The sequence below is a fragment of the Bacillus sp. ABR genome (assembly GCF_056172715.1).
The window spans coordinates 912,103-930,414 of sequence record NZ_JAOYSL010000001.1; the positions used below are offsets into that span (position 1 = coordinate 912,103).

An 18,312-nucleotide genomic window follows, 5' to 3' on the forward strand; every position below is an offset into this window, starting at 1 on the left:
AGATGATTGAGATAAGCAGATAGGGGGAGATTCTGATGCCTGCAATCGTTGGACCTATTCATATCGAGTCATTAGGAGGAAACGGTGCAGCTACTTTCGGTGATGTCCTGGCCATTGCCCCTTTGGCTGTAGACCACTCTACTGGCGGAGCGGGAGCCTTTAATTCAGGTGATTATATGTCACTTACAAGTGATCCGAATGCCACAATGCTTTGGGACTTCACATTGTTTGGCCAGCCTCAATCATTTAACGCATAGAAAGACAGCTGATGATTACAGATCAGCTGTCTTTTTTATTTTTCATACACGTATTTTTAAGCTGGGCATATGATGTGGGGAGAAAAGGTGGTGGAAAGATGCCAGCGATTGTTGGACCTATTCATATTGACCGTGTGATTGGAAATGGTTCTGCACATTTCGGTGATGTTTTTGCCATTTCGCCAAAAAGTGTCGATCACTCCGCCGGTGGTTCAGGTACCTATAATGCAGGGGACTTTGTCCAATTTTTTAGCAGTCCAAACGTTACGTTTATGTGGGATATAGACCTGATCAGCCAGCAAAAGAGCTTTAATGCGTAGCCAGCTTTGAAAGGGAATTCCTTTTCAGAAGCTGTCTTTTTTTATGGTACAATGGATATGGATGTAAGAAGAAAAAAGAGGTGTGAACAGAGTCAAATGAAAATTAGAAAAGCACACATCACAAGCGGACAACCAAAGACCTACAATGTATATTTACATGAAAATAAAAAAGAATATAAAACGCTTGTAGCCGTACCTGACATTGAATGGAGTATTTCCATTGCGTATGAGGACGAAAAAGAGCAGCTCATCCATTCGCTTGAACAATCTTTAATGGAAAGAGTAGAAACAGACGAAGCCCGTGACCTCGCACTCAAGATTGTGCACTGGGTCACAGAAATGTAAAAATAGAAACCAGGAGTGAACACAGCGATGAAAGAAGAATCCGTAGACTTTTATTTGCAGCAGGGGATATTTGGACATGCTGAAACAAAACCCGATGAACGAAGGATGTTTCTTGGTTCATTAAGGGAACGAGCGCTTCTCGCCCTCACAAAGGGACAGGTATCAAGAAATAAACCGTATCAAGAGGTGGAGCAAGTATTGAAGGCCAATCGACAGGCCTCCCTTCTTTTAAATGGTGAACTGTCCTATGCTTCTTATTCTCAATATGTGAAAATGGCAAATGCCGCTGGATGTTCGTTTAAAGTGGTGAATCATCATGAAGCGCACTCTCCATTTGGTCTTGTCATAGAGATGCCAAGTGCGGTGAATCAGGAGCACATTTATATAGAGGATGAACTGTTTCAAAAAGCTTTTTCTCATGAATCTGTTGAATAGGTTTCCCTAGTGAAATGAATAAGATATAATGATTCAAAAGAGCATATGGGAGAGATGCGGATGGGCAAAGCGTTGATTTGTATTGATTATACAGTTGATTTTGTTGCAGACGATGGAAAACTGACATGCGGAAAGCCTGGACAGGCGATTGAGTCTAAGATCACAGAGATCACTTCTTCATTTATTGATGAAGGCCACTTTGTCGTCTTTGCTGTCGATCATCATGAAGAAGAGGACCCTTATCATCCAGAGACAAAGTTATTTCCGCCCCATAATATTCGCGGAACAGAGGGTATTGAACTTTATGGACAACTAAGTTCACTATTTCACACGTCAAAACATTTAAAACATGTCTACTATATGGAAAAAACAAGATACTCTGCTTTTGCAGGCACTCAATTAGAAATGAAACTGCGCGAGCGCGGCATCACGGAACTTCACTTAGCCGGCGTATGTACCGATATTTGTGTACTTCATACAGCTGTTGATGCGTACAATAAAGGCTTTGAACTTGTAATTCACCAAAATGCTGTGGCGAGTTTTAATGAAGCGGGGCACGAGTGGGCACTTTCTCACTTTGAGCAGTCGCTTGGTGCGAAAGTGGTTAAGTAAGGGAAGGAGAATGGAAGTTGGAGCATCGGTTTAATGACGACAGTTTATCACTACATACAGATCTTTATCAAATTAACATGGCAGAAACGTATTGGAGAGACGGCATACATGAGAAGAAGGCAGTCTTTGAACTCTTCTTTAGAAAGCTTCCATTTGACAATGGCTTCGCTGTATTTGCTGGCTTAGAGAAAGCGATTGAATATTTATCGGACTTTTCCTTTACTGAAAGCGATCTCGCATATTTAAAAGATGAACTTGGTTATAAAAGCGATTTCATTGACTATTTAAGCGGATTGTCCTTTACAGGTACACTTCATTCAATGCGAGAAGGGGAAATTGTCTTTGCGAATGAACCGATTATGCGCATTGAGGCAACGCTTGTTGAAGCTCAGTTAATCGAAACGGCATTGCTCAATATCGTGAATTTCCAGACGCTGATTGCAACAAAAGCGGCTCGGATTAAAGGAATCATTGAAGATGAGACAGCTTTAGAATTCGGAACAAGACGTGCACATGAAATGGATGCGGCGATGTGGGGAGCAAGAGCGGCACTCATCGGCGGCTTCCAGGCAACAAGTAATGTTCGTGCTGGGAAACGCTTCAACATCCCTGTATCAGGAACACATGCTCACGCACTTGTACAAGCATACCGTGATGAATATACAGCATTTAAAAAATATGCTGAAACACATACAGACTGTGTCTTTTTAGTTGATACGTATGATACTGTCAGATCAGGTATACCGAATGCGATTAAGGTAGCGAAAGAATTTGGAGACAAAATTAACTTCATTGGTGTCAGACTTGATAGCGGGGACCTTGCATACTTGTCTAAAAAAGCTAGAACAATGCTGGATGAAGCAGGATTCCATGAGGCAAAAGTCATTGCATCAAGCGATCTTGATGAACACACCATTATGAATTTAAAAGCACAGGGCGCCAAAATTGATGTGTGGGGTGTTGGGACAAAACTGATCACAGCATTCGATCAGCCAGCCCTCGGTGCAGTGTATAAGCTGGTGTCCATTGAAGAAAACGGCAAAATGAATGATACCATCAAAATTTCATCTAACCCAGAGAAAGTGACAACACCAGGCCGTAAACGGGTGTACCGCATTATTAATCAATTGAACCATCATTCTGAAGGTGACTACATTGCACTTGAAGAGGAAGATGTTCATAGTGAGGATAAACTAAAAATGTTCCATCCCGTGCATACATTTATTAGTAAATTCGTGACAAACTTTGTGGCGAAAGATCTTCACGTACCGATTTTTGAACAAGGTAAACTTGTCTATGACAATCCAGATATTCAAACGATTCAAGCCTACGTGCAGGACAGTCTTGGACTCTTCTGGGAGGAATACAAACGAATCAGCAAACCAGAAGAATATCCAGTCGATTTGAGTCAAAAATGCTGGGATAATAAAATGCAGTTTATCCATGATGTGAAAAATAAAATCAAAAAAGAGCTTTATGAAAGCGAATGATTAGAAGAAAGGGAGATCATCAAGCCAGATGGTCTCTTTTTTTTATTTTGACCGATTGAAAATGAACTAAAAGCGCAATCATTTGGTATACTGAAAGCACATCTTGTTTGTCATGGCATAAAGGAGGATTGGAGCAGTTGAGGGTGTTTGTTGCGAGACAGCCTATTTTTAACAGAAAAGAACAAGTCGTATCATATGAGCTGCTTTATAGAGATAGTGAAACCAATACATATAGCGCTGAAGACGGTGATCAAGCGACAACGGACCTCATTATCAACAGTTTTCTAAATATCGGCATCGAAACACTGACAGAAGGAAAACGATGCTACATTAATTTCACCGAAAGCTTGCTTTCATCTGATCTGCTCACCTATTTTGATCCGCATCAGCTTGTGATTGAGATATTAGAAAATGTACCGATTACCCCGGCACTTATTATGAGATGTAAGCAGTTAAAAAAATGGGGATATACGATTGCACTCGATGATTTCTTCCTAAACGGAACACATTATAGTGACAAGCTGCTTGAGGAACTCCTCTATTGCATTGATATTTTAAAAATTGACTTTCTGAAAACGACAACGCAAGAACGAAGAGCTATTCTGAATACGTATAAAAAGTATCGCCTTCGATTTCTAGCAGAAAAAGTAGAAACGAGAAGAGAATATGAAGAAGCGCTAGAAGCAGGTTTCCACCTGTTTCAAGGGTATTTCTTTAGTGAGCCGCATGTGATATCAGGACGAGCATTATCGACCAGCTTCCATGCGTACCATCAGCTTTTAAATGAGTTAAGCAAGGACCAGCCGAATATCCAGACCGTGACCCATTTTATTGAAAGTGACCTTTCGCTATCATATCAATTATTAAAAATGCTGAATTCAGGCGGCATGAGACGTCTATATCAAATTAAGAGTATCCGGCAGGCGATTATCCTGCTTGGGTTTAATGAAATTCGGCGCTGGATCTTTATCCTTTCGTTTAAAGAACTGAATGTCCAAGCTAACTCAAGCCAAAAAGAAATTATCAAAATGTCATTCATTCGTGCCAAAACGTGTGAACTGATTGCCTATCGGACTGAACGGGAGCACCCTGCCTCTTATATGCTGACAGGCATGTTTTCTCTCATTGATACACTTGTCAGGGCAGATATTACAGAACTTGTGAAGGAGCTGCCGCTTTCTGATGAAGTTGGCGAGGCACTGCTTGGCTATGAAAATGATTATTCTTTTGTGCTAGGTGTGGCCAAACGTATTGAACGAAATGAATGGGATGATGAAATGTTCGATGGAAATCTCCCGAAACAGGAAGCCTATGGCTGTTATATAGAAGCCATTGAATGGTGCCATAAAATGTTTGAATCTTAAGAAAAGCCGCTCGCGTGAGAGTGGCTTTTTCTTTGTCATGCCCACTGTAAAAGAAGAAAAAGTCTGCTGGAGGCAAGAGACAAGTAGATTCGAATACCTTCTGGACTAAAGCGGATATCAATGCCGCTTTTCACCCCGATTTGCTTCAGCATTCGGATGACACTTGTCGAATCAGAGCGCTCAGCAGCCTCCATGATGCGCTGCGCAAACGGAAGGGAGCTGGAAATTTGCTGCGTGATGAGTGAAGCATCAGCAACGAGACGGGCTGATTCCTTTGCAGCTCGTTGAAATGAGTGGGCATCAACTGGAGGAAAAGTCATTGGCGTGCGCGGCGGGTATGCGTTGTTCATTGCGGGAACCTGCAAAGCAGGATAAGGTACATAGTAAAACACATGGTCACCTCTTCTCTCATTGGCGTGAAATTGGACGGATATCTGTTCTAAATGTATGTAGAAAATCAGAATAAAGAATCAAAATGATCTTTCTATCTTTGTAATTCCAGCATAAAAATAGGTACTTTTGCGGTCAATTTCGGTGAATGTCGCCAAAAAATTGCGGTGTCCACAATAGCGTCTGTCGTCTGACCTATGACACGCAAAACCGAAGATATAGAGGGGATCGTACGTTCTGTCAGGAGAGAAGTGTGACGAATGATGCCTATTCCTGTCGCAAAAATGACGCAATTCCTTTGAAATTGAGATAAAAGTATGATTTGAAAAGTCAGAAAATGATGAAAAAAGACCTATTGAATTTTGCGGTATCGCGCACACGTTTTGTGCATACTTTTCGGTGAAAAAATACTCAATTACATTTACACTGTTAGTAACAGATCAAATACTTATGACCCAATCACCATACACAAATACATTGATCTTCCAAAAAAGGAGAGTGGAATCGATGGAAAAGTATGAAATCGAAGAACTTAAACAATTATTATGGAAACTTGAAAACGAAATCAGAGAAACAACGGCTTCTCTTCATAACATTAACAAAAGCATTGATCAATACGACAAATATGAATATGTGAAAATTTCTTAAAGACTTGATAATCATCAAGTCTTTTTTTTATCCAAATACATACAAAAAAAGGATATATTATTATATAATTGTTAAATAGCGATGTCATTGGACATTTGCTTATGTCTTTTTAGTAAAATAAAAGACGAAAGGGTGAGGTACAAGATCGAGTATGCTAAACTATCTAGAGAATACAAAAATCAAGCAGAATATGTCTGATTTTATTCAACATGCAGTCAGGCAGAATGATTTACAAAAGCTGCTTCTGAAATTTACAGATAGAAAAAAAGAATTTCCTCTTGGTCAATTGGCTTACCAGCATTATGAGGCATTTGGCGGACAAGACAAGCAAGCGATTTCAAAACTGGCAGCAGGGATTGAACTTCTCATTTTATCTGCCGATATATTAGATGATATTGAAGATCAGGACAATGATTCGTATCCTTGGATGAACGTCGACCAAGGAGTGGCCATCAATGCATCTACGTATTTGTATACGGTGAGTATCCAATTCATCACATCAATATGTGAAAATAATGCTCAACTAATAGAGAAATTGTTCCATTTCATCAAAATGTCAATGGAAGGGCAGCACGAGGATTTGCGTCATTTGCATGGAACAGAAGAAGAGTGTGTAGAGGTTTTAAGGAGAAAATCAGGATCTTTAACAGCTCTTTCTAGCGTACTGGGTGTTTATTTAGCGACAGGAAAAATAAGCGCCACTGTGGAATCTTATTCAATATATTATGGTGTTGCTGAACAGATCAGTAACGATTTTTTTGCGTTATTTTCAAAATCAAACGGAGATTTTCAAAAAAAACAAACGCTGGCATTCAGTTATTTACAAAGACGTTTTAACGATGCCAGTCAAGAGCTTCTTTCCTTCTTTTCTAACCGGCTGGATGAGTCAGAGCAAAAGCCGTTTCAACTGAAGCAGAAATTACTTGAAGCTGGTTTGACTCAGTACATGGTATCGATGAGAGAGATTATGCTGTTAAAAATGAAGCGAGGAATTGAACAACTTGATTTACCTAAAACGAAGAAGGAACAATTATATGCATTTATGACAAAGGAGGGCAATGATTGAACATTCAAAATATCATTGCACATCTAATGAAGAACCCAGTTGTGATCGATGAATTGAAATCTGGAAATGCAAGTTTAATTCATGCAGATGCACAAACAACCGCAGCCATTATAAAAGGTGTAGAAAAAGGATACATGAGTGCGAAATACATCTGGGAGTATTAATTTTAAGATCCAACCTGTATGATTATTTAATGATCTTTTCTTAAGGATGTTTTAAACATGAAGCTTACCTATACAAAATTGTCCACATTTCTTGTGTTTTTGTCTTTTTTATTTGTGATCTATATTTCATATATCTATGTATTTGATATTTTTAATGGTGCACGTGTAGAAAAGAATGAAAATGGTCAAACGGAAGTTGTTGACGTTGAATATCTTTCTTTAGCTTATTCGTCAGGGTTAAAAGAAGGAGATATTATTTTAAAAATAAACGGACAATCTAATTTAATTCAAGATCATATGATTAATGGTAAGCTTAGAAATGTACAAAGAATTGATATTCAAAGAGGAAACCAAATTATATCACTTAAAAATAAAACATTGATTGGTCGAGAAAGCTTATTTATCTATTTAATCCCTCTTCTTCTATATTCAATATGCTTATTTTGTATCTTTTTTATTATTAAAATCAACAAAGAGCCGCAACGAAAATCTGCATTTTTATTAATTTTATTCTTATTGTCAATTTGTGTTGGATATCTGAGTGCAGGTACTTCAGGAATTGGTGATAGATTTAGCCATTATGTTCTCTTATTGTGTTTATCGAGTGTATCCATCTTATATATTCATTTTATCTATCAATACTTCAAAGAATTTGATGTGCACTTAACGAACCCAAAACTAATCAGGTGTTTATACTTAATACCTATTTTTAATCTTGCAGTACATAGTGGAGTTTCGGTGTCATCTGAATTGAGAAAATATGTTCCAAGCATCAGTTTGCTGTTTTTTTTCGGAACAGTTTTAGTAGCACTTTATTTAATAGTCAGAGGCATGAAGAGATATAAAAAAACAGCACATGGTTCAGTTTTAAAGTTTTTTGCTATTATAAATGTATTGTCGTTCAGTCCATTTATTTTATTTTTCGTTATTCCCTATGTATTTTTTGATAAGTATTTGATTGATCCTTTTATCCTGACGTCTATCGTTTTGTTAATTCCTTTTTCACTCGTGTACCAATTTATGACGAACAAACTTTACAATATGGATTTTCTAATTAGTAGACTGAGATACTATGGCTTTCTAGCTATTACACCGACTGTTTTAGTTGTTGTCACGTTTTATATTTTGCAAAAACCAGAAGATTTGAAGTACACATTGAAGCTTGCATTAATCACTTATACTCTCATGCTGGCTGTTTTTTATTTCAAAGAAATTCTAGATTTCCGTTTTCGATTGAAGCGTTTTTCAGAGAAGCATAATTATCAGGATAGTGTATTTAAATTTACACAGCTCATTCGTGAGGCGTCCTCACTTCATCAAGTGCTGTATCATTTGAAATACACCATTTTAGAAGTGCTTGTTGTGAATAAAGCCTTTGTGCTTGAGGTGAAGGCTGACGGACAAATTATTGAAATTGATGAGTCAACAAATGATAGTAAGCTATGGAAAGAATACGTGGATCAATTTCAAGATATTTTAGGTGAAGTTGGTAAAATCATCGAGCTTGATAAAGGGTTTATGATGAAAATTGGCGAGCGGGGCGGTCACTCGTTTATGATTTGCTGCTTATCCAATATACAGACACCGAAATTGACACGCGATGAAATTTCTTGGTTGAAAACATTGGCATTTTACACCAGTGTCAGTTTAGAAAATGTCGTCAAGATCGAAGAATTGATGGAGCATCTTGACGATTTGAAACAGCGCGAGGCCAATCCTGCGTGGCTGAAGAAAATCATGTTTGCCATGGAAGAAAAGCAGCGCTCAGATTTAGCGAGGGATCTTCATGATTCCGTGCTGCAGGACTTGATATCGTTAAAAAGGCAGTCAGAGATGTTTTTAACGAATTTCCAAAACAACCAATGCCCAACCTCCATTGAAAATTCGCTTGTCTCATGGAACGATCAAATGTCTAAAGTGATTCAAACGACGAGAGAAACATGTCATGAGCTTCGGCCTCAGCTGCTGTATGATTTAGGTTTAGTAAAGGCGATATCGAAGCTAACTTCTCAAATTCAGGAGGAAGCACCATTTCATATTAGGCTGAATACGACACGCTTTGATAAAGAATTGGACATTGATATTGATTCACAGCTGAATATTTACCGAATTGTTCAGGAGCTGTTATCCAACGCCCTGAAGCACTCTAGAGCCACTCAAGTGTTAGTGATGCTGATTTGTATTAAAGATCAGGTTGTTCTTCACTATGAGGATGATGGAGTCGGTTTTGATGCCAGTCATCTTGATCAGCACACAATGAGCATGGGGCTTTCGGGAATTAGAGAACGAGTCAAAGCATTAAATGGAAAGCTTCAAATTCACACAGCCCCGGGCAAAGGGCTCAAGGTGAAAATTGAAATGGAATTGTAACCATTTATTAAGGATTAAGACTTGGCATCAGCCAAGTCTTTTATATAAAATGGAAGTGAGTGATTTAAAGGGAGGAAGACATGAAGAAGATATTGGTCATTGATGATCATCCGGCTGTCATGGAAGGGACAAAAAGCATATTAGAATCAGACCAGCAGCTATCAGTCGATTGTTTAAGTCCTGATGCAGAAGCCGCCTTTTTAAAGACGCATGACTTTTCCATCTATGATGTGATTTTAATGGATTTAAATCTCGGGGATATCAATGGAATGGACATTGCGAAACAAATTTTAGAAACCAACCATCAAGTGAAAATTATCATTTATACAGGGTATGAAGTAGATGATTATTTTGAAGAGGCTATTCGGGCTGGATTACACGGTGCAATTAGTAAAACAGAGACGAAAGACAAAATTATTGAATACATACACCGGACATTGCAAGGAGAAGTTGTCATTCAGCTGTCCTATTTAAAGAAATTAATTTCACAGCAGCAAGAAAAGCCAGAACAAGCGCAGCAGACTGACCACGATCTCTTAACGGAACGGGAGTGTTTGATCCTTAGAGAAGTGGAAAAAGGATACACGAACCAGGAGATTGCCGATGTGCTTCATTTGAGCAAAAGGTCAATTGAGTACAGTTTGACATCCATCTTTAATAAGCTGAATGTTGGATCTCGTACAGAAGCGGTGTTAATTGCCAAGTCTGAAAGTGTGCTGTAAACGTGTGAAGGGAGAGGGCCTTAATGAATGTGAGCGGATCAAATACACTGCTTGAGGCACTAGGCATTGAGATAGTAGAGTGCAATGAATCACGGTGCGTTGCAACAATGCCAGTCGATCACAGAACAAAACAGCCATTTGGACTGCTGCACGGAGGAGCATCTGCTGCTCTAGCAGAAACAGTGGCGAGCATGGGGGCTGCGGCTCATTTAGACTTAACGCAGCAAGTTTGCTCAGGTATTGAAATCAATGCCAATCATTTAAAATCTGTACGCGATGGAGTTGTGACAGCGACAGCTGTTCCTGTGCATGTAGGACGGCGTACAATGGTATTTCAAATCGATATAAAAGATGATCGAGACCGGCACATCTGTACGTCCAGATGCACACTTGCTGTCATTGATCGCATATAAAAAAGCTCCCGGTGCAGCGGAAGCTTTTTTTATATGCACGTTGAGAGATAAAAAAAAGAATGGCCCAACATATCAGGCCATTCTTTTTCGCTGTTTATAAATAAGAATCTTCTTTCCGCTTAATTACAAAGTTACGGAAACCACCATAATCATCTTGGACACTGCGTTTGTCGAGCTTAACACCAGTATTGTAGGCGGCTCTTCCGATTAAGTGTGCGCCGACTGGTGCTGTCAGGAAGATGAATACGATGCCGAGAAGGATTTTTGCAGAAATAACGCCTGCAAGAAACCATTCATGAAAAAACACACCTACTAAAATCAGAACAACGCCAAGTGTCGATGCTTTTGATGCAGCATGCATACGTGTGTAAACATCCGGCAGGCGAAGGACACCAATGGCTGAAATCAAACAGAGGATAGCGCCTAGCAGGATAAAGAAAATGACGATGGCTTTAGCGATGACGATCATTTTCAATCACTTCCCCTTTCTCAAGGAATTTGGAAAAAGCGACAGTACCGATAAAGGCAAGGATACCGAGCAGTAAAATAATCTCAAAGAATGCAGTGGTTTTCAGTAAAATTGAAACGATGGCTGTCATTCCAATTAAATTGATTCCTATCGCATCAAGCGCACTCACACGATCAGGAATAGAGGGACCTTTGATCACTCGTATCACAAAAAGCAAGGTAGACAGCGCAAGGATGCCAAGTGAAATTTGCAAAATGAGTTCCATTACTTACCGCTCACCTCCTGAATCGCTTTTTCAAATGAAACCCGGATATCGTGAATGGCTTTTTCAGCATCTTCAATATCCATCGCATGAATGTATAAAATGGAACGATCGTCGGAAATATCAATCACTAGTGTACCTGGTGTCAATGTAATCATATTAGCCAGTATGGTGATTTCCCAATCTGTTTTCAAATCCGTACGAAAGGCGAAAATACCGGGCTTAATTGTGAGCTTTGGAGATAATACGGTCTTTAATACACTTAAATTGGCAAGAAGCAGCTCGCGAATAAAAATGATGATAAGCTTGAAAATCGCATAAAGGGCATAGCCGTAAAAACGCTGCGGGAAAAATCGACGCAGCATAAAAATGGCGATCATCCCTAATGCAAAACCTGATACAAAGTCTGCGGCTCTGTATGTATCATTCATAAACATCCATGTAAAGGCGAGGAGAGCGTTTAGTAATATTTGAAAGGCCATGTTCATCTACTCCTTCAGCACAGCTTGAATATATTTTTCTGGTGTAGAGAGCATTTCCGCTGCTTGATTGATATAAGGGGCAATGAACTCTGTCCCTAACCCAATAGCAAGCGATAAGACGACAAGCAGTACGCCAGGATACACCATTCCTTTAATTGACGGCTTTCTTCTACGTTTATCTTGTTCCTCTCCCCAAAATGCGGACATGAAAATCTTCATAATAGAGTAGAGGACAAGGAGGCTGGACAGTAAGACCAAGATAGAAAACGTCATGTATCCAGCAGAAAATCCACCTTCCACAATTTTTAGTTTCCCAACAAAGCCACTCAGCGGCGGAATTCCTGCAAGCGATAAAGCCGATATGAAAAACATCCATCCTAATAGAGGCTGAGATTGAATCAGTCCGCCCATTTTTTTCAGTTGGTTTGTACCAGCGTACACAAAGAGGGCACCTGCCAGCATAAATAAAGCCCCTTTGATCACCATGTCGTGAATGAGATAATAAATAGCTCCTTGGAGTGATGCAGGTGTGTTGGCTGCAAATCCAAACAAAATGACACCAACAGCTGTGACAATATTATAAATCACAATCTTCTGCACATCAGAATAGGCGATCGAACCTATCACACCGAATATCACCGTCAGTGCGGCAAGCCACGCCATGAGTGTATGGGTGAAGCCTGTATCGTGTATAAAAATTAATGTAAAGACTCTGGCAATCGCATATAAGCCAACCTTTGTGAGCAAAGCCCCAAAAAGAGCTGAAATCGCTGCTGGCGGTGCATGATACGATCCTGGCAGCCAGAAATAAAGCGGGAAGATCCCAGCTTTTAAGCCGAATACAATGAGGAACAGGATGGAAATAACAGTGATTAACCCTGTTTGCCCTGATTCAGCTATTTTCACACTTAAATCAGCCATATTGAGCGTACCCGTCACTGCATATAAACAGGCAACTCCGACAATAAATAATGCCGACGAGATGATATTAAACACAATATATTTGAGTGATTCACGAAGCTGAGGCTTTGATCCGCCTAATACAATGAGCATATAAGATGCCATCAGCAGTAATTCAAAGAAGACAAACAGGTTGAATATATCTCCCGTTAAAAAGGCTCCGCTCACGCCAGCTAACAAAAACTGCACGCCAGAATAATAGAAGAGCCGCTCTCTTTCTTTCCCAATCGTTTGAAAGGAGAAGAGGACTGTCACAAGCCCGACAACGGAAGCAGTCAGCACAAGGAGTGCAGCAAATTGATCGGCGACAAGGGCAATCCCAAATGGTGCTTTCCAGCCGCCTAAATAAAGGGTTTGTATCCCATTTGTGAAAATCGTTTGAACCAAATATGCATTACATATAATGGCTGAAAGAGATGCCAAGACACTAAAAACTCTTGAAAGCATGATGTTTTTATTCATAAAAATCAATAGTGTAGCAGCTAGTAATGGAATTAATATAGGCAGGATCACGAGATTATTCATGCTGATCATTTCCTCTCATTTGATCCATGTCATCTGTTCGCAGCTCTTGGAAGGCTCGGAAGGCCATGACAAGTAATAAGGATGTCACACCAAAAGCAATGACAATGGCTGTTAAAATTAATGCTTGCGGCAATGGATCTACATAGGATGTGAGCCCCTCTTTTAGAACTGGAGGCGCTCCCTTTTTTAAGCCGCCCATTGTTAAAAGAAGCAAGTGGACGCCGTGACTCAAAACAGCAGTACCGACGATGACCCGCAGAAGGCTTTTTGACAGCATCAAATAGGTCGCCGCCATAAAAATAATTCCGACGATAATAGACATTAGAAATTCCATTATTCCTTCTCTCCAATCATTTGAATAATGGTCATGGTGACACCGACAACGACCAAATACACACCGATATCAAACAGGACGGCTGTCGCTAGTTCTGTTTTTCCTAAAAACGGTAATTGGAAATAATCAAATGCATGTGATAGAAAAGGTGCACCGAATAGAAAGGATCCCATACCTGTCAGGATCGCAACGAGCAAACCGGCTCCAGCTACATAAATAAAGTCAAAAGGCAAAATGCGTCTTACTGTTTTCAGATCATAGGCTAAAAGCAGAAGAACGACAGCCGCAGAACTCATCAGGCCGCCGATGAATCCGCCGCCAGGATTGTTATGCCCCGCAAGAAATAGGTGAAGGGAGAAGAGCAAGATGATGAATGCTGTGATTTTTGTTGTGACTTGCAAAAGCATATCATTCGTATCAATCTTTCTCATCGCCGCACACCTCTCTTCCGTTTTGCTTGTGTTTTTAATAACCCATAAATACCAAGTGCCGCAATGGCGAGCACAGTGATTTCAAAAAGGGTATCAAAGCCCCTGAAATCGACAAGAATGACATTGACAATATTGTCACCGCCAGCAAGTTTGTAGCTGTTTTCAATAAAGTAAGTTGAAATGGTATCAAGTGACTGCTGACTTGTGGAAGCGAAAGCTAGACAAGTGACAACAACCCCAACACCTAATGAAATGATGAAATTGGTCATTTTGAATCTTCTCGTTTTTTGCTTTAAGCTCAGCTTCGGTAAATGATAGAAGCAAAGCAAAAACAGTGCGACAGAAATCGTTTCAATAATCAGCTGCGTCAGCGCAAGGTCAGGTGCTCTGAAAATCACGAAGAATAATGACAGCGTGTATCCCATGACACCTAGAGCAATAATAGCTGTTAATCGTGAGCTTGCGAATACTGTTGCAATCGTCGCCGCCACCATCACAAGTGAAAGAATCACCTCATACGTGCCAATAGAGGCAGCCTGATCTGTTTGAAATGAAAAGGCCTGCTGATAAAACATGACGCCGCCAATGACGATAATCATGAACCCAAACACATAGACAAGATAGTCACGAAGAAAACCAGTCATATAACTGTTTGTCAGGCGGTATGACCTTTTTTCCAAACCGATAAGAGAGCGGTCGTATAAAGCGTTAAATGACCATTTTTCCTTAAAGATGTTGTACATTGGACGCCATTTTGAAAGCGTCAAGTAGCCGATTGTGCCGAGTACAACAACACCTATTGTCATATAGAGCTCTGGCTGGAAGCCATGCCATGCTTCAATCTTCACAGAAAAACGGCTTCCTGTTTCAATCGCTTCAGGAATGATCGCCGCAATTGCGGGTTCGATGACAGAATAGGCAAGAATATTAGGGAAAAAGAAGAAGGTGACCACAAGTGCAGCGAGAATGATTGGCGGAATGAGCATGCCGATCGGTGCTTCATGCGGTTTTTTCTCCAATTGGTCTATATTCAGACGGCCTCTAAAAGTTTTAAAGAGGAGCATCATACTATAAATGAACGTAAAGACACTAGCGAGCCAAGCAAGTGCTGGGATGATAGCACCCCATGTTGAAACGTCCGTAAAGCTGATGTCAGAAATTCGTATCATACTTGTGAAAAATAGCTCTTTACTTAAGAAACCGTTAAATGGCGGTAATCCGGCCATTGAAAATGTACCGATTAACGTAATTGTGAAGGTAATCGGCATGATCGTCATTAATCCGCCTAATTTTCGAATGTCACGAGTTCCTGTTTCATGATCGATAATACCAGCTGCCATAAAGAGACTTCCTTTAAACGTAGCATGGTTAATGAGGTGAAAAATAGCTGCAAGAATGGCTGCGCCAAAAAAGGCAGGATTGTTTTCATGAATCGCAGCTGCGCCGACGCCAAGCATGAGCATAATCATACCGAGCTGACTCACTGTCGAATAGGCCAGAATGGCTTTCAAATCGTTTTGCCGGATGGCGTGGAATGATCCCCAGAATAATGTGACAAGTCCAACAATGGAAATGGTCCAGAACCATACCTCTGATATAGCAAAGATTGGACTGAAGCGGGCAACAAGATAAATACCGGCTTTCACCATCGTAGCAGAATGCAGATAACTGCTCACAGGGGTCGGTGCTTCCATTGCATCAGGCAGCCAGATATAGAATGGGAACTGGGCTGATTTCGTAAAGGCACCTATTAAGATTAGGATCATGGCAGGGATAAAGTAAGGTGATGCCATAATGAGTTGAAGCTGATTGACTGCTTCACGAATACTGAATGAATCAGTAATCAGGTAAATGAGGATGAAGCCACCAAGCATAGCTAATCCGCCAAAAACAGTAATAAGCAGTGATTTCGTTGCTCCATACCTAGAGCGCTCACGCTTATACCAATACCCAATTAAAAGGAAGGAAGAGATACTCGTTAACTCCCAAAACAAGTATAGAACCACCATGTTGTCAGAAAGAACGACACCCAGCATCGCGGTCATAAACATGAGCAAATACGTGTAGAAAGAGCCAAGCTGTTCTTTTTCCTTTGATAAGTAGAAAATACTGTACAGTACCACAAGTGCGCCGATACCTGTAATTAATAAAGCAAATAACAGGCTGAGACCATCGACATACACAGTGAAATTCATCCCTAAAGATGGAATCCATTCAGCCTGTGAGAAAAGCGTTCGCCCATTCGAAGTGATATGTAACATTTGGATGAAATAGGTAAATAAAAGAATCGGCAAGATGAGAACAAACCATCCTGTATGTATACGCTTCACATATTTGTAAAGGAAAGGTACAACAAAAGCGAGTAAAAAAGGTGATAGGATGGCGAAGTGAATAAGCTGCAAGAAAATGAACCTCCTTTGATCAATATAAATTCACGTTCTAAAGAACTGGTAATTAAAATTATAGCGTAAATACAGCCATAGTGCATTGGTTTGAAACGATTTCAAGCAAACTGTATTTGTTTTAGGTTCTTTTGACCACAAAAATAATTTTATCAAAAATGACACTCATTGTATATTGTTTTGTTTTTCGTACATGCTTTTCTTAAAGGAGCTGATCAAATGAAACGAAAGATCGCCATCAGCTTAAGCCTATTCTGCACGATTTTAGGAGGAGCATTCTTGATTGACCGAAATGATCAAAAAAGGTGGCAGGCCGGAAGTGAATGGCCGCTATTTTCTGAGCATCTTCTTCACATGAGCTATCAAGAAACGAAGCTGTATCCTTTTCAGCCCAGGGAATATTTACGAATTGTATTAGCTGATGAATAAGAGATCCTATAGGAGAAAAGAAATATAAAAAAGCATGAGCCCATGTGAGAGCTCATGCTTTTTATGTGTGGTAGTTTAACTAAACATTCTGAGTAAGATCGTTGCACAGATAACAGTTGCTGCTCCGCCAAGTCGTGTAGATACTTGTGCGAAAGGCATAAGACCCATTCTTCCAGAAGCTGAAAGAATGGCAACATCACCAGTACCGCCAAGTCCGCTGTGACAGCCAGTGACAATAGCAGATTCTACTGGATACATGTTCATTAGTTTTCCAACGAAGTAACCAGAACCAACCATTGCGAGTACAACAGCGATACATACGCATACGAATGGAATTGAGATGACAGTTGCTACATCATCAAGTGGAATGTATAGAATACCAAGACCAACCATTAGCGGCCATGTAAAACTTCTTGATACAAACTTGTAGAACTGCTGTGAGCCATTTTGAAGATGCTGAGGCATCACGTTTAAGTATTTGATTAAAGCAGCAAGAACAATCATTAAGATTGGACCTGGAATATGAACGAAGCTTTCTAACAAACCACCAAAGATGAAGGTTGTACAAGCAACGAGTACACCAGCACCCATTAAACCGAAATCAACTTTTGCATCCATATCCGGCTGCTCGAAAATTTCGTTTGCTTCTTTAGATTTCACAAGACGGCCATTCCCGTTCAGTTCAGGACGTTTCTCACCAAGCTTCTTCATTGCGCCAGCACAGATAATGGCAATGACGTTCCCAATGACAGCCGCAGGGATTAATTGAGAAATTAATGACTCTGCTGATACACCAAGAATTTGTGAATAAGCGATAGATAATGGCAAAATCCCTTCTCCAACACCACCGGCAATAATCGGTACAATAATAAAGAAGAATGAATGATGCGGTGTGTAACCAACTAAAAGGCCAACAAGGATACCAGCACTCACAGCTGCAATTGTACCTGCAACTAGAGGGACAAACATACGAATAAGGCCTTGTACTAAAACAGTTCGCTGCATGCCAAGAATACTTCCTACTACAAGAGCAGAAATATAGAAGTAAAGGAAGTTCGACGTTTTCATAAGAGACGTAACCGCTTCCAATGAGTTCGGATTTAGAACATTAAAAAAGACCAGGAACGATGGTACGAATAAAGAAAGAATCGCCGGTCCACCAATATCTTTTAAGATTGGAATACGTTGTCCTACATCTCCAAGGAAAATCCCCAAAATCATAATAACAGCGAAACCACCAAGCATATTTGCTGGAATTTTATTAAAATAAGCGGCAGTTAAAATAATCGCTGCAAGTACTAAATACACAGGTAGATCAATAACACCAATTTTCCAAGACATGATCTTACGGAAAACGCTTTTATTATTGTCAGAATCGTCTGTAATCGATTTCAATTGTTGTGCATTAGCCACATAAACACC

The 18,312-nt window shown here is 40.0% G+C and carries 23 protein-coding genes; 14 read left to right on the forward strand and 9 right to left on the reverse strand.

Translation table 11 applies throughout. From position 1 onward, the window contains the following. Positions 1–35 precede the first annotated feature (35 nt). From OIT90_RS04615 to OIT90_RS04645, 7 genes are all read left to right on the forward strand, one after another. Entirely contained in the window at positions 36–257 is a 222-nt protein-coding gene (locus OIT90_RS04615) for a spore germination protein (protein ID WP_003213446.1), read from the forward strand. A gap of 98 nt (positions 258–355) precedes the next feature. After that, a complete protein-coding gene (locus OIT90_RS04620; RefSeq protein WP_024425952.1) occupies positions 356–577 on the forward strand; it encodes a spore germination protein in 222 nt (73 codons plus the stop codon). Positions 578–673: 96 nt separating this feature from the next. Continuing rightward, the gene (locus OIT90_RS04625; RefSeq protein WP_098677647.1) at positions 674–922 is read left to right on the forward strand and encodes a YueH family protein; all 249 of its coding nucleotides are present in this window, start codon (positions 674–676) and stop codon (positions 920–922) included. 27 nt (positions 923–949) lie between these two features. Next, on the forward strand, positions 950–1,357 hold the full coding sequence (locus OIT90_RS04630) for a YueI family protein (RefSeq protein ID WP_474892298.1): 408 nt from the start codon (positions 950–952) through the stop codon (positions 1,355–1,357). Between the two features lie 60 nt (positions 1,358–1,417). Continuing rightward, positions 1,418–1,969 (forward strand): cysteine hydrolase family protein, encoded by a 552-nt coding sequence (locus OIT90_RS04635; protein ID WP_024425949.1) that lies wholly within the window; start codon positions 1,418–1,420, stop codon positions 1,967–1,969. 17 nt (positions 1,970–1,986) lie between these two features. Then, positions 1,987–3,459, forward strand: coding sequence for a nicotinate phosphoribosyltransferase (locus OIT90_RS04640; RefSeq protein WP_341084369.1), 1,473 nt, complete (start codon positions 1,987–1,989; stop codon positions 3,457–3,459). A 137-nt stretch (positions 3,460–3,596) separates the two neighbouring features. Continuing rightward, positions 3,597–4,823, forward strand: coding sequence for an EAL and HDOD domain-containing protein (locus OIT90_RS04645; protein ID WP_047203313.1), 1,227 nt, complete (start codon positions 3,597–3,599; stop codon positions 4,821–4,823). Positions 4,824–4,858: 35 nt separating this feature from the next. On the opposite strand, the gene OIT90_RS04650 is transcribed toward OIT90_RS04645, so the two are convergent. Continuing rightward, positions 4,859–5,215 (reverse strand): YuzC family spore coat inner layer protein, encoded by a 357-nt coding sequence (locus OIT90_RS04650; protein WP_039181132.1) that lies wholly within the window; start codon positions 5,213–5,215, stop codon positions 4,859–4,861. Between the two features lie 505 nt (positions 5,216–5,720). Here OIT90_RS04650 and degQ point away from each other — a divergent pair. The 6 genes from degQ to OIT90_RS04680 all read left to right on the forward strand — a co-directional run bounded on the left by degQ (position 5,721) and on the right by OIT90_RS04680 (position 10,596). Next, positions 5,721–5,861 (forward strand): degradation enzyme regulation protein DegQ, encoded by a 141-nt coding sequence (gene degQ, locus OIT90_RS04655; protein WP_003213123.1) that lies wholly within the window; start codon positions 5,721–5,723, stop codon positions 5,859–5,861. 151 nt (positions 5,862–6,012) lie between these two features. Then, on the forward strand, positions 6,013–6,927 hold the full coding sequence (locus tag OIT90_RS04660; RefSeq protein WP_474892299.1) for a polyprenyl synthetase family protein: 915 nt from the start codon (positions 6,013–6,015) through the stop codon (positions 6,925–6,927). Continuing rightward, positions 6,924–7,091, forward strand: coding sequence for a competence pheromone ComX (locus OIT90_RS04665; RefSeq protein ID WP_080696376.1), 168 nt, complete (start codon positions 6,924–6,926; stop codon positions 7,089–7,091). The genes OIT90_RS04660 and OIT90_RS04665 overlap by 4 nt, the downstream gene beginning before the upstream one ends. Positions 7,092–7,148: 57 nt before the next feature. Further along, positions 7,149–9,461, forward strand: coding sequence for a sensor histidine kinase (locus OIT90_RS04670; RefSeq protein WP_474892300.1), 2,313 nt, complete (start codon positions 7,149–7,151; stop codon positions 9,459–9,461). Positions 9,462–9,541: 80 nt separating this feature from the next. Further along, positions 9,542–10,183, forward strand: coding sequence for a two-component system response regulator ComA (comA, locus tag OIT90_RS04675; RefSeq protein ID WP_024423322.1), 642 nt, complete (start codon positions 9,542–9,544; stop codon positions 10,181–10,183). A gap of 23 nt (positions 10,184–10,206) precedes the next feature. Further along, positions 10,207–10,596 (forward strand): hotdog fold thioesterase, encoded by a 390-nt coding sequence (locus OIT90_RS04680; RefSeq protein WP_039181120.1) that lies wholly within the window; start codon positions 10,207–10,209, stop codon positions 10,594–10,596. A 94-nt stretch (positions 10,597–10,690) separates the two neighbouring features. Here OIT90_RS04680 and mnhG read toward each other — a convergent pair whose 3' ends face one another. The 7 genes from mnhG to OIT90_RS04715 are packed head-to-tail and all read right to left on the reverse strand — an operon-like array spanning position 10,691 to position 16,461. Then, entirely contained in the window at positions 10,691–11,065 is a 375-nt protein-coding gene (mnhG, locus tag OIT90_RS04685) for a monovalent cation/H(+) antiporter subunit G (protein WP_024423320.1), read from the reverse strand. Further along, positions 11,049–11,330 (reverse strand): Na(+)/H(+) antiporter subunit F1, encoded by a 282-nt coding sequence (locus OIT90_RS04690; protein ID WP_039181117.1) that lies wholly within the window; start codon positions 11,328–11,330, stop codon positions 11,049–11,051. Before OIT90_RS04690 ends, mnhG begins: the two co-directional genes overlap by 17 nt. Further along, complete coding sequence (locus OIT90_RS04695; protein WP_024425941.1) at positions 11,330–11,809, reverse strand: Na+/H+ antiporter subunit E; 480 nt, start codon at positions 11,807–11,809, stop codon at positions 11,330–11,332. The genes OIT90_RS04690 and OIT90_RS04695 overlap by 1 nt, the downstream gene beginning before the upstream one ends. Positions 11,810–11,815: 6 nt before the next feature. Beyond that, the gene (locus tag OIT90_RS04700; RefSeq protein WP_047203309.1) at positions 11,816–13,294 is read right to left on the reverse strand and encodes a Na+/H+ antiporter subunit D; all 1,479 of its coding nucleotides are present in this window, start codon (positions 13,292–13,294) and stop codon (positions 11,816–11,818) included. Continuing rightward, on the reverse strand, positions 13,287–13,628 hold the full coding sequence (locus tag OIT90_RS04705; RefSeq protein WP_024423316.1) for a Na(+)/H(+) antiporter subunit C: 342 nt from the start codon (positions 13,626–13,628) through the stop codon (positions 13,287–13,289). The genes OIT90_RS04700 and OIT90_RS04705 overlap by 8 nt, the downstream gene beginning before the upstream one ends. Further along, positions 13,628–14,059, reverse strand: coding sequence for a Na(+)/H(+) antiporter subunit B (locus tag OIT90_RS04710; RefSeq protein ID WP_039181111.1), 432 nt, complete (start codon positions 14,057–14,059; stop codon positions 13,628–13,630). Before OIT90_RS04710 ends, OIT90_RS04705 begins: the two co-directional genes overlap by 1 nt. Beyond that, positions 14,056–16,461, reverse strand: a complete 2,406-nt coding sequence (locus tag OIT90_RS04715; RefSeq protein WP_474892301.1) for a Na+/H+ antiporter subunit A — start codon at positions 16,459–16,461, stop codon at positions 14,056–14,058. The genes OIT90_RS04710 and OIT90_RS04715 overlap by 4 nt, the downstream gene beginning before the upstream one ends. Positions 16,462–16,680: 219 nt before the next feature. On the opposite strand from OIT90_RS04715, the gene OIT90_RS04720 reads away from it, so the two are divergent. Next, positions 16,681–16,890, forward strand: a complete 210-nt coding sequence (locus OIT90_RS04720; protein ID WP_024423313.1) for a hypothetical protein — start codon at positions 16,681–16,683, stop codon at positions 16,888–16,890. Between the two features lie 75 nt (positions 16,891–16,965). Here the strand turns inward: OIT90_RS04720 and OIT90_RS04725 are convergent, their stop codons facing one another. After that, on the reverse strand, positions 16,966–18,303 hold the full coding sequence (locus OIT90_RS04725; protein WP_047203307.1) for a 2-hydroxycarboxylate transporter family protein: 1,338 nt from the start codon (positions 18,301–18,303) through the stop codon (positions 16,966–16,968). Positions 18,304–18,312 lie beyond the last annotated feature (9 nt).

Bases quoted from the DNA above. Each gene is read 5' to 3' on its own strand.
- OIT90_RS04615 (WP_003213446.1), top strand. From the start codon at position 36: ATGCCTGCAATCGTTGGACCTATTCATATCGAGTCATTAGGAGGAAAC.
- OIT90_RS04620 (WP_024425952.1), top strand. From the start codon at position 356: ATGCCAGCGATTGTTGGACCTATTCATATTGACCGTGTGATTGGAAAT.
- OIT90_RS04625 (WP_098677647.1), top strand. From the start codon at position 674: ATGAAAATTAGAAAAGCACACATCACAAGCGGACAACCAAAGACCTAC.
- OIT90_RS04630 (WP_474892298.1), top strand. From the start codon at position 950: ATGAAAGAAGAATCCGTAGACTTTTATTTGCAGCAGGGGATATTTGGA.
- OIT90_RS04635 (WP_024425949.1), top strand. From the start codon at position 1,418: ATGGGCAAAGCGTTGATTTGTATTGATTATACAGTTGATTTTGTTGCA.
- degQ (WP_003213123.1), top strand. From the start codon at position 5,721: ATGGAAAAGTATGAAATCGAAGAACTTAAACAATTATTATGGAAACTT.
- OIT90_RS04660 (WP_474892299.1), top strand. From the start codon at position 6,013: ATGCTAAACTATCTAGAGAATACAAAAATCAAGCAGAATATGTCTGAT.
- OIT90_RS04670 (WP_474892300.1), top strand. From the start codon at position 7,149: ATGAAGCTTACCTATACAAAATTGTCCACATTTCTTGTGTTTTTGTCT.
- comA (WP_024423322.1), top strand. From the start codon at position 9,542: ATGAAGAAGATATTGGTCATTGATGATCATCCGGCTGTCATGGAAGGG.
- OIT90_RS04680 (WP_039181120.1), top strand. From the start codon at position 10,207: ATGAATGTGAGCGGATCAAATACACTGCTTGAGGCACTAGGCATTGAG.
- mnhG (WP_024423320.1), bottom strand. From the start codon at position 11,065: ATGATCGTCATCGCTAAAGCCATCGTCATTTTCTTTATCCTGCTAGGC.
- OIT90_RS04690 (WP_039181117.1), bottom strand. From the start codon at position 11,330: ATGGAACTCATTTTGCAAATTTCACTTGGCATCCTTGCGCTGTCTACC.
- OIT90_RS04695 (WP_024425941.1), bottom strand. From the start codon at position 11,809: ATGGCCTTTCAAATATTACTAAACGCTCTCCTCGCCTTTACATGGATG.
- OIT90_RS04700 (WP_047203309.1), bottom strand. From the start codon at position 13,294: ATGAATAATCTCGTGATCCTGCCTATATTAATTCCATTACTAGCTGCT.
- OIT90_RS04705 (WP_024423316.1), bottom strand. From the start codon at position 13,628: ATGGAATTTCTAATGTCTATTATCGTCGGAATTATTTTTATGGCGGCG.
- OIT90_RS04710 (WP_039181111.1), bottom strand. From the start codon at position 14,059: ATGAGAAAGATTGATACGAATGATATGCTTTTGCAAGTCACAACAAAA.
- OIT90_RS04720 (WP_024423313.1), top strand. From the start codon at position 16,681: ATGAAACGAAAGATCGCCATCAGCTTAAGCCTATTCTGCACGATTTTA.